Consider the following 10,298-nt stretch of genomic DNA (forward strand, 5'->3'; position numbering starts at 1 on the left):
TCATTGGCTTCGTTGCGGGAGCTAGCCTAGACAGGAAGCGAAAGGGAATGGCTGTACGACCCGCCCCGCTCTATACCAAAGTCGAACTCGTACAGCGCAACCCGCCCCATCGCTTCGCGCTGCTGGCCGATGAAGAACATCAGTGCGTTCGGGCATGCAAAGAAAATATGAGCACGAGCCGCACGGGACGGACGAGCTTCGGCGAGGACGCCAGGAAGCTGCGTGGCGAGCCGGTACGCGTGATCTGGCCCCTCGATGCTCTGTGGAGATGGGCCACCGACTGGACTCACTAACACGAGGCGGCCCACCTGGGGCGCACCTTCCGATGCGAGAAACGCCTCGACATCCGCACGCACGTCATGCGTGACCGACAGGCAGAGGGCGATATCCGGGTGTTCCGCCGCCAATTCGAACGTCTGAGCGATCCAAGAAGCATCACACTCGGCATCCGACGATGGCCTCCAGATCTCTAGGCTGGGTTTCTGGATCGGCGCGAGGTCCACGCCCGAGTTCCGGCTCAATTCCCACCCAGCCAACAGCGCGAACGAACCGTGGCACTCCAGGGCGATCGCAGACGGAACACCTCTTAGTCGTGCGCGGCGGTCAGGATCGCCCAGATAGGCTAGTACCTGGGATGCTGCGGTGTGCCACGAGCCGCTCCCTGCCAGATGCCGTCCCTCGAAGTTGTTCGAGACACAGATGATCTCATCGACCTCGGATTCGAGCCGTTCTGCAAAACGGACGAAGCTGCGAACGCCGATCGCCGGCGGTCGGGGGCGGCCGCAGGAACCGTTGGTCAGAAGCCCCTCGCGCTCGCACAGCTCCCGAAATGACGCCCCGTCGAATGAGTTCGGACCGTTCATCAAGAACTGCTGGATCAAGCTCTCGTACGGGCACGCGGCTTGATCAGCACTTGGTGTCTTTAGACCTACCGCCTCCAGTGTCGTGTAGACATACGCCTTGAAATCTCGGCGTCCGAAGTGGTCCAGTTGAAAACGCAGCGTCTTCGCGAATGCCCTGAAAGCGTCGTCCTCAAGCCCAAGGTGGGTTCGCCACTTCTCGCGCACCTTGCCAAGTGCGCTCCGGGGGCCGTCATCAAAGAACTTCCGAGGCAGTGCGCCATCGTACTCGCGTAACAGCTGCGCCAGCTTGTCGTCGTCCTTCCAGCGCCAATTGGACGCGAGATGCAGTCTGAAGCCGGAATGCTCGGACGCGAGGTTGGTGTAGGCGGAATGGAATCGCTGAAGCAGGGAGGACTTCGCGTTGATGAAAGCTGGATCGATCAAGGCGTCAGAGCTGTACGAATCCCGGTTGTCGACGTGGTACTTGAGCTGAAAGTAGTCGGCGCTCACCACCCAGCCACCGGCGTTGACACCGGACTTGCTGTAGAACACGGCCACGTCATCCACGCCGTCAGCCTCGTCGTGCTCCAGTACGACACGTTCAACCCTTGAGGCAGGTCGAAGAAGGTCGGCGGCCTGTCGCCAGAAGAACAACCCCTGGAACACGTCGCCTTCCGTTCGGGCCCCGACTTGATTCAGCGCCATTAAGATTGCCTCCGTGCCCGCTGTTTCTTTGTTGTCATAGTTATGTCCTCGTGCGCCAAACATCGATCACCGCGCATGCAGCACATACCGAATGGACATCTTGCCGTCTTCCCCCGCCATGTCCGCTTCGGATAGTTATCCGCCATAACTGACCTCCTCCTTAGCTGCCTACTAAGCACGCGAGTCACGGCTCGATCTCCCCGCCAGCAGCTGCAAAATCAACAATACAAACTGCCTTCCCGTTTCCTCGTCCTCCAGCAGCGGCATGCTGAGCTTCTAGTGGTCGCTAAGGGCGTCGAGCACAGCGTCGGTAACCTTCTTGGGGAAGATGCCGTGCATCACCTGAACTTCGCTGTGGTTGCGCACCTGGGCCATCACCGCTTCGTCACGCTCGATGCCTTCGGCAATACCGTTGGCGAAGCGCAGCTTGTCTTCGGCGTTGACCTCGGCATCGTGGAGGTCGTTGAGCCTGTCAATGATCTCGGCCAAGCGCCGCTTTCCGGGGTCGCGGGGCTTGCCGGAGCACATATCACTAACCGGGGTGAGGCCGTAGTCACCCTCGGCCTCTTCCAGGCGCAGGCTCTTCTTCTCGCGCTTGGTGAGGCGGTAGTTAGGCAGTTCCAGCTCGCTGACCTCCTCCCCCGCAAGCTCGCAGTCGCCGGCTATGCCGACCTCCCAGTCATAGGCCGTTATGGCCTCGATGATGTCCCGCTTGAACTGAGCTTCATTGCTGTTCGCCATGTCATTCCCTGCGCGTGGCGTAATTATGCGTAACAGCCTAGCGCCTCAGGGATATAAGGAGAAGTCGACTTAGGCCGTTAAACCTCCAGGGCACGCCGCATCATGGGTGAAGCCTGCCCAAAGCCTGCTCCAATAGTTCCAGAGACTGACGATGCTTGTCAGCCTCCATCCTCTGGATATTAGCGAGTTTCCAACGCACAGCAGGCAGTCGATCGACGCCCATTAGCCCGCCTTATTCACGAGTGCCCTGATCGGGCGGCTTGAAGTGGCTGGCCGTTGGGTTCTCGCACCAGGGGCGCTATCTACGCCGTAACGGCCCGCTGAATCATGCCCAAATGCTGCTCTTCTGTCGTATCTATATAACGTTCAGGAATTAATCACGCCGTTAAAGCAGCCGTCATCGTCGACCGTCGCTGCGGTCGCTCGATTCTTGAAGCTATGGTGGTTGCGCCGAACGTCAGCTGAGCGCGGTCAGCTTCGGCAGCCCCTTCAGCAAGGCAGGCCACCATTTATCAGCCGCATCGCCGAGGTGAACGGTAATGCGCCGAGCGTGCAGCGAGAGCGTCGCCGCCACCTTGAGCACCTGTTCACGCATCCGGCTCAGGCTCCAACCCTGCCGAGTCTGGCGCCCCAGCAAGCAGCGAAGGCCATGCAGAACCTGATAGGCGTAGAGACTCAGCAACAGGCTCACCTCATTGCGGGCCATCACGTCCTGGACGGTGGAGGCACCGCGATCGGTCGACGAGAGATGCACGTCGAGCGCCGACTTCACCTCGCCCATGTGCGCTTCGGCGCTGCCGCGCTTGCGATAGAGTGCCAGGATCTTCTCGGGCGGCCAGTCGAACTTGCCGAGGTTGGTGACCAGGAAGAAGGCATGCAGCAGCAGGTCATCGGGGCGTTCCTGAACCACCAGCACCACGCGTCGTGGCGTTGGCCAGGTACCGGCCTGGTATTCAAGGTCGTGGCACCACTCCCGAGGCTGCTCAGGTGGCCGGCCGCGTGGCCGCTTCAGGTAGGGCGCTGCCAGCGCCTGCAAGCCCTTGTGGCTGCGCAGCCGGCCCAGGTACTCGATGCTGCGCTTCTCCAGCGCCTCCAGCGTGTCGTTGTCGGTGAAGCCGGCGTCGATACGCACCCGAACCTGGGCGCCGGTGCTCTCGTTAAGCCGCTTCACCAGGTGCGGGATCCACGTATCAGCGTTCTCGGCGGGGCCGGCGTTGCCCTCGCGCAGCAGGCCGCCGACCATGTCGCCAGTTTCGGCCAACGAGGCGACCAGCGGCGAATAGATCCGCGTACCGTAAAGGCCATGATAAGCGGAACCGCCCTGGTGCCCATGGACCTCAATCGGCAGGCCGTCGATGTCTAGCGTCAGCTGCTTGGGACGCTCGCCGTTCTTCAGCGAGGTCAGGCGCCAGGCCACCAGCCGCAGCAGACCTTCATGCACGGCATCGATGTTGTCGTTGTGTCCAAGGCAGGTCAGCAGCCGCGACAGCGTGGCTTGGGACGGCCTATCCTGGACCAGTGGCGTCATGCCGCGCGCATCACTGCAGGCCAGCTGCCAGAGCGGATCACGGCGCAGCGTGTCGGTATCGCTGAGATCGATCCACCCCATCGCCCGCTGCAGCACCAAGGTGCGTATCTGGCTGGCCAGCGAGTGGCGAATACGCAGCGGATGGCGTGGATCGACCAGGTTATCTTCGAGCGCCTCGATCACGCCACTGCTGTCGAGGGCTTCGCGCAGCAACAATGCGCCGCTGTCGCTGGTGGTGCGGTGGCCGCTCAGCTCGACACGGACAGAGCCGTTGCATGAGGGCGTCCAGGTCGTTAGGGTTTCACCCATGGCGAGTGGTCCTCTTGAATCGTGTTCTGGCAGGAACATCCTGATTCTACAAGAGAAAACCACTCGCCATCTTCGTTTTCAGGTCGGCCTCATGAATAAGCCGGGATTAGCGGAAGCAACGTCCAGTCAGGCGCCCCCTGCTTGAAAGACAGCAGGAAGCGAACGTCTTCGTCCGCCATCAACTCGCCTAGCCGCGTCAGAAGTTCGTGCCGGACGTCCTCCAGTTCCTGCAATGGAAGGTCAACCCTGGCCATCCCGACAAACTCTTGTCGGTAGACGTCGTCCAACGGTTTCAGCCGTGGGTTGATCACTTCGTTCAAGGGTCTGGGATGTCCCAGCAGATAGACCAGGAAGCCTTCGAATACGCTTCGATCCAGGCCGCCCTGGTTCAACAGCAGCTTCACATCGAAAAGGTCCCGGGGATGCTGGCGATCCAGCGCGGCGCAGATCTTGCCGCCATACAAGTCCGGTAGTGACACCACCTGCACCGCCGCGAAGCCGTAATCATCCTCCACGGCTTCCACGATATCGCGCTCCTGGGGCGGGTGCAGAGTGCCACGCAACACCGGCGATACCTCCACCTTCACTTGGCTGCGCCCCCGGCGCACCAGGATTCTCAGCTCGTCCCGGCGATTATCCTGAAGCTCGGCCCGCACGTCTGGCAGTCGATCTCTGAAATTTTCTGTCAATCGCTGTAGCGCCTCGCGACAGCGTCGAAGAGCCTCGTCACGGGGCTCCAGCGGCAAGTAGGCCAGGTCGATATCGACCGATAGCCGGGGTAATGCCTGCACGAAAAGGTTGATGGCCGTGCCGCCTTTCAGAGCGAAACACGGCTCGTCATTGAGGAAAGGCAACAGCGAGACCAACAGCCGGGCCTGTTCGTGGTAGCGAGCTTCAATCGGCATGCAGGAATACCTCCGGCACCGTCACGTGATATTCCCTGTCCAGCTTGCCGCCTCGGCAGAGCTGGCGCTTGCCTTTACCGAGGTCCAGTCGACGAGGTTCTAAGCGACCGTACCAAGCATGTCCGGCGTGGCGAGCCAACACCAAGAAGGCACGCTTGGTTCTCACCGAACGGCATCCCTCCAACAATGCCTGCAGCCGACGTGGACGCAGCGTGTTAAGCCCGCTAAAGGTGTCCACCAGCTCACTGCTGAACAGCAGTTCATTCGATGTCACGGCAATCCACTCCAGGACGGCTCTCTCGGGGGTCGATACCTGCAAGCTGAAGGCCCTGCCATCCGGTGCGTAGTCCGTGAAACTGCCGGGAAGCTTCGCTGGCAGACCCTTTTCAGAGTGGAGCACCAACGGCCCTGCCCACTCGGCGCCTCTCAACCATCGAGGCAGCCGAATAGCCTCCTTGCCATACAGATGCGTTGTACGCTCCCCCATGGGTAAATAGTGGGCAAAGCCATGCAGTGCTAGGGCCGTTTGGCCACCCAGCCAAAATGTTGGCATCCCCAAGCCGTCGATCGCCTGCAGGGCGAAAACAGCGCTCTCCCAAGTAAGAGGTTCCCCCGCTTGGCAGTAAGCGCCGTGCCCCACGCGTTGCAGCCAGCCACTGTTGGCCAGCTTACGCGCCTGATCAGATGTGACGCCGTGTGACGCCAGCCAGGCGGTCGTTACGACGGCGTCACGCGGGATCTTCTGTAGCAACTGGTTTATTTTCACGTAGAAAAGCGACCTTAAATTCCGTTCCCAATACAAATAATAAACTATTTCGGTTTACCTTCAAGATCAGAATCGTCATTTAAGGCCGCTTTTAGCATAAAATTTAAACCATCGAATGGGCGGTACCCGGCCCTACGTAGACACGACTGCCCGACCTCTTGAATAGGTTATCGAAGCAGCGCTTCTTGCGCGTGTCGATCGGCTGATTTTTGCAGACCCCACTAGGCCGAGCTGTGCAAGACAGAATGCATCATCGGCAATCGCCTTCGTCCGCTACACCAGCAGATTGGGACACAGCAAAATGAGCGCCCTCTGATATTCGTTGCACTCAGGTCAACAAACACGCCGCTCTCTGGTCTCCCTTCGTGCTCCCGCCTTGTTCTAGCGTAGTCAAGCAGTTCCTAAACTAGAACAAGGACAATCAATGTTTACCGACAGTCAGTTAGAGACGGCCAGATCGCTCAGGCACCACTTCCATCAGCACCCCGAGCTGAAGTTCGAGGAGACGCAGACTGCAAAGGTGGTCGCAGAGAGACTGCGCGAGCTGGGCTACCAGGTCTCCGAAGGGATAGCAGAGACGGGGGTTCTGGCAGAGCTGGACACTGGTCGTCCCGGTCCCGTGATCGCCTTTCGCGCCGACATGGATGCGCTGCCGATTGATGAGGCCAACACCTTTTCGCACTGCTCCACCAAGCGTGGACTGATGCATGCCTGCGGGCATGATGGCCATACCGCCACACTCCTTTTGGCAGCTGAAGCTATCATGGAACAGCGCGGCACTCTGTCCGGGCATTTGAAGCTGATCTTCCAGCCGGCGGAGGAAGGCGGCAACGGTGCAGCACGGATGATCGAAGAAGGTGTGCTGGAGAATCCGAAAGTCTCCGCGATATTTGGCTACCATAATCGTCCGAACTTCCCGGCCGGCCAGGTATTCGTCAAACCCGGGCCGGCCATGGGGGGTAACGACACCTTCCGGGTCACAGTCGAAGGGAAAACCGGGCATGCCGCCATGCCGCACCTGGCAGTGGATGCGATCTACGTGGGCACCTCGATCATTCAGCAACTACAGGGACTGGTCGCACGTCACAAATCACCGCTGGAAGCGGGCGTCATTACGATAGCCGCCTTCCATGCCGGTGATGCGGCCAACATCATCCCTGGCGAAGCCGAGATCCTGATTAATATCCGCAGTGACCGCACTTCCTCGCGTGATGCACTGGCCGGTCAACTTGAGCAGGTCATTTCGGGCGTGTGCAGCGCGCATGGTGCCAGCTACCGAATGACGCATGAGCTCGAGATCCCGCCTCTCCTCAATGACGCCGAATGGTCTGACAAGGTTCTAGAGATCGCTCGTCAGCATCAGGTCAGTGATGACATCAAGAAACTGGATTACATGCCCACCATGGGCGCTGAGGACTTCGCCTTCTACCTCAGGGAAATCCCCGGGTGCTTCTTCTTCGTCGGCAACGGCGACAGTGCCTACCTGCACAACGAGCATTACGACTTCAATGACGACATCCTGCCGGTCGCGGGCGGTGTCTTCCTGTCGTTGGCCAAGGACTTGCTGGCACGCGATTGAACAAGTCGGTCAAATCAACATAACAAGGACAACAACAATGCAAGCCGTTCTCGCATCTATCGAACGTTCAGGGAACAAGCTCCCTCACCCCTTCATTCTATTCACGATTCTGGCAGGACTGATCATCGTCGCCTCGGCGGTGCTGGACCTGCTCGGTGTGTCTGCCGTCAATCCGCAAAGTGATGCCGTGGTACATGTACGTAGTCTGGTATCACCGGAGGGGCTGGAGTTCATGTTGACCAGCGTGGTCAGCAACTTCATCAACTTCCCGCCCCTGGGCCTCATCCTGGTCGTCATGTTCGGGATAGGTCTGGCTGACAAGGTCGGTCTCATGTCCACGCTCATGCAGGTCAGCGTCGCGAAAGCGCCACCGGTCCTGCTGACGTTCTGCGTCTTCATGGCGGGTATCTGCGGCAGTATCGCCTCGGATGCCAACTACCTGATCCTGATACCGCTGGCGGCGATGGTGTACCACTCCGTGGGCCGTCATCCTATCGCCGGTGCTGCGGCAGCCTACGCAGCTGCCGGCGCCGGCTACGATGCCAGTCTGTTCGTGACCGTGGGCGACGCACTGTTCTCCGGCATCACCACGGATGCTGCCAGGCTCGTGGACCCCGAGGCCTACATTTCCCCCGTCGACAACTACTACTTCGTCGCCTGTTCGGTATTCGTGCTGGCCATCGTCGGGACTCTCATCATCGATAAGGTGGTAGAGCCGCGTCTGCAGCGCGTCCTGCCCATGGACAAGGACTTCACGGCACAGGGCGAAAAGCCTGAGCTGAAGCCTGAAGAATGGACCGGCATCAAGCGCGTCGGCCTGGCCACACTGGCCTATGTGGCACTTGTCCTGATCGCGGTGCTGCCTGAGGCTTCACCACTGCGCAATGCCGATGGTGGCTTGATCCCCTCTCCGTTCCTCAAGTCCCTCGTGCCGCTGATGTTCCTGTACTTCGTACTGATTGGCCTGGTCTACGGCGCGACTGTCGGCCAGATCACCAGCAGTCGCGATGTGCCAAAGAAGATGGCGGAATCTGCCAGCGAGCTGGCCCCGACACTGGTGCTGTTCTTCGCGATCTCGCAGTTCATCGCCTACTTCAAGTGGTCCGAGCTGGGTCAGTTCATTGCCATTGAAGGCTCCGATATCCTGCAGAGCACAGGCTTTACCGGTCTTCCGCTGGTCGGTGCCTTCATCGTGATGACTGCAGTGCTCAACATCTTCATGACGAGCGGCTCCGCGCAATGGGCGCTGATGGCACCGGTCTTCGTGCCCATGCTGATGATGATCGATTTCGACCCTGCCTTCGTGCAGGCGATGTTCCGTATCGGGGATTCCAGTACCAACATCATCTCGCCGATGAGCCCCTACTTCTCGGTGGCGCTGGTCTACATGCAGCGCTATCAACCGGAAATGGGCCTCGGCACCCTCGTTGCCACCATGCTCCCGCTGGCGCTTGGCTTCCTGATCGCCTGGTCGGCCTTCCTGATGCTATGGCTATCGCTGGGCTGGGCCATCGGGCCGGGGGTCTACATGATGGCAAGCTGAGTCAGTGCATCCCCATCATCACCTTCCATAGATAGTCGGCAGCCGGCGTCAGCCGCCTGCCGACTCTGCGTACCAGATTGCCTTGGGTAGCCTCTGCCAAGGGGTGCTCGATGGGGACGGCAGACAGGAGTCCCGCCGAGACCTCTTCATGTGCAGCGGCTGCCGTCATGAAGGCGACACCTACGCCAGCACATGCCATCCGACGGGAGATGGAATGCAGATTACAGCGGTAGGAAGGCGTCGCGACCTGGCCTGCCGTACGGAAGATGTCATTGACCAGACGCTGCGACCCCGAAACCTCCGGCAGGAAGATCAACTTGTGGCGCGCCAAATCCGCCACGGAGACGCTTTCATGATCCGCCAGGGGATGGTCCCTCGCCACGAGAGCACATAGAGGCCCGCGGGCAAAGGAATGCACGACCAAACGTGGGTCTACCACCGGGCCGTAAGTCACCGCGATATCCACCTCATCATGCAAGACCATCTCATGGGGCTCGCGCGGCACATAGATGCCAGTCCGCATATCAATCATCACATCCGGATAACGCTTTGCGACGGTACTCAGCACCGACTTGATGAAGCTGTCCACGAAACCATCACCGACAGAGACAGTGACCTGCCCCGTCTGCAGGTTCTTCCAGCGTGACAGCGTATCGCGAAGCTCGGAATTGAGTTGTCGCTGTGCCAGATAACTCTCCAGCACCAGTCTTCCCGCCTCCGTTGGCAATACGTGGCGTCCATTTCTCTCAAGCAGCGCCACGCCCAGCTCATTCTCCAGACTGCGGATCTGACGCGTCACGACAGAAGGATTAACCTCCAGATGTTCCGCTGCCGCTCGAACACCACCACAACTGCTGACCTCTTGAAGGTAAAGCGCACGCTTGTCCAGACACTCCATTCGTCACTACGCCTCTGAGATTCCATCGTCATGATTGATGACTTGCCAGGAATCACAAGCCATCTGAGCTTGTAAGCTCCCTATGGAAAATATTACCAAGCTGACAGACTGGTCGTGCCGAAACGCATGGATGATTGAGTGCTTTTCCGCTCATTTCACATCTTCGTGCATGGTCTGCGCAATTACCTGCCTCTTCGAAGGCCACCGTCGTCAATCAGGCGAGAAAGTGGACGCCGGCAAGCCCCCATCCTCAATTGCGGTATGCCTAAGCTGGTCAGTAGAGATAACAGTCCATGTGAAATACAACTTGTGATGGCGCTAGAGGTAGCAGCGGCTGACACCCCCCCACTGTCACGCTAGTTGGAGTATCAGCGGCTGTTAGACTCTGAACCATATGGGGCGTGATGAGGTTCCGATGAAGTACTCCGACGAGCGCCGGGAGGCCATCCTCAAGAAGCTGCTCCCGCCGCACAACCGCACGG

At 59.5% G+C, this 10,298-nt stretch carries 8 protein-coding genes; 2 read left to right on the plus strand and 6 right to left on the minus strand.

The genetic code is table 11. The annotated features are described in order from the left end of the window. Nucleotides 1-26: 26 nt before the first annotated feature. The 5 genes from CFN46_RS10425 to CFN46_RS10445 form a co-directional block, all read right to left on the minus strand. A complete protein-coding gene (locus CFN46_RS10425; RefSeq protein ID WP_088743479.1) occupies nucleotides 27-1,547 on the minus strand; it encodes an SAVED domain-containing protein in 1,521 nt (506 codons plus the stop codon). Nucleotides 1,548-1,823: 276 nt separating this feature from the next. After that, a complete protein-coding gene (locus tag CFN46_RS10430; protein WP_088743480.1) occupies nucleotides 1,824-2,288 on the minus strand; it encodes a hypothetical protein in 465 nt (154 codons plus the stop codon). Between the two features lie 457 nt (nucleotides 2,289-2,745). After that, nucleotides 2,746-4,164: an IS1380 family transposase gene (locus CFN46_RS10435; RefSeq protein WP_088743481.1), complete on the minus strand. Its 1,419-nt coding sequence runs from the start codon at nucleotides 4,162-4,164 to the stop codon at nucleotides 2,746-2,748. Nucleotides 4,165-4,214: 50 nt separating this feature from the next. After that, on the minus strand, nucleotides 4,215-5,030 hold the full coding sequence (locus tag CFN46_RS10440) for a nucleotidyl transferase AbiEii/AbiGii toxin family protein (RefSeq protein WP_254918463.1): 816 nt from the start codon (nucleotides 5,028-5,030) through the stop codon (nucleotides 4,215-4,217). Continuing rightward, nucleotides 5,020-5,796, minus strand: a complete 777-nt coding sequence (locus CFN46_RS10445; protein WP_088743482.1) for a type IV toxin-antitoxin system AbiEi family antitoxin domain-containing protein — start codon at nucleotides 5,794-5,796, stop codon at nucleotides 5,020-5,022. Before CFN46_RS10445 ends, CFN46_RS10440 begins: the two co-directional genes overlap by 11 nt. A 424-nt stretch (nucleotides 5,797-6,220) precedes the next feature. On the opposite strand from CFN46_RS10445, the gene CFN46_RS10450 reads away from it, so the two are divergent. Further along, a complete protein-coding gene (locus CFN46_RS10450) occupies nucleotides 6,221-7,375 on the plus strand; it encodes a M20 family metallopeptidase (protein ID WP_088743483.1) in 1,155 nt (384 codons plus the stop codon). Nucleotides 7,376-7,412: 37 nt separating this feature from the next. Continuing rightward, nucleotides 7,413-8,918, plus strand: a complete 1,506-nt coding sequence (locus CFN46_RS10455) for an AbgT family transporter (protein WP_088743484.1) — start codon at nucleotides 7,413-7,415, stop codon at nucleotides 8,916-8,918. 1 nt (nucleotide 8,919) lies between these two features. On the opposite strand, the gene CFN46_RS10460 is transcribed toward CFN46_RS10455, so the two are convergent. After that, a complete protein-coding gene (locus CFN46_RS10460) occupies nucleotides 8,920-9,816 on the minus strand; it encodes a LysR family transcriptional regulator (protein WP_088743485.1) in 897 nt (298 codons plus the stop codon). Nucleotides 9,817-10,298 lie beyond the last annotated feature (482 nt).

This window comes from Cobetia sp. QF-1 (assembly GCF_002213105.1).
Lineage (GTDB): Bacteria > Pseudomonadota > Gammaproteobacteria > Pseudomonadales > Halomonadaceae > Cobetia > Cobetia crustatorum.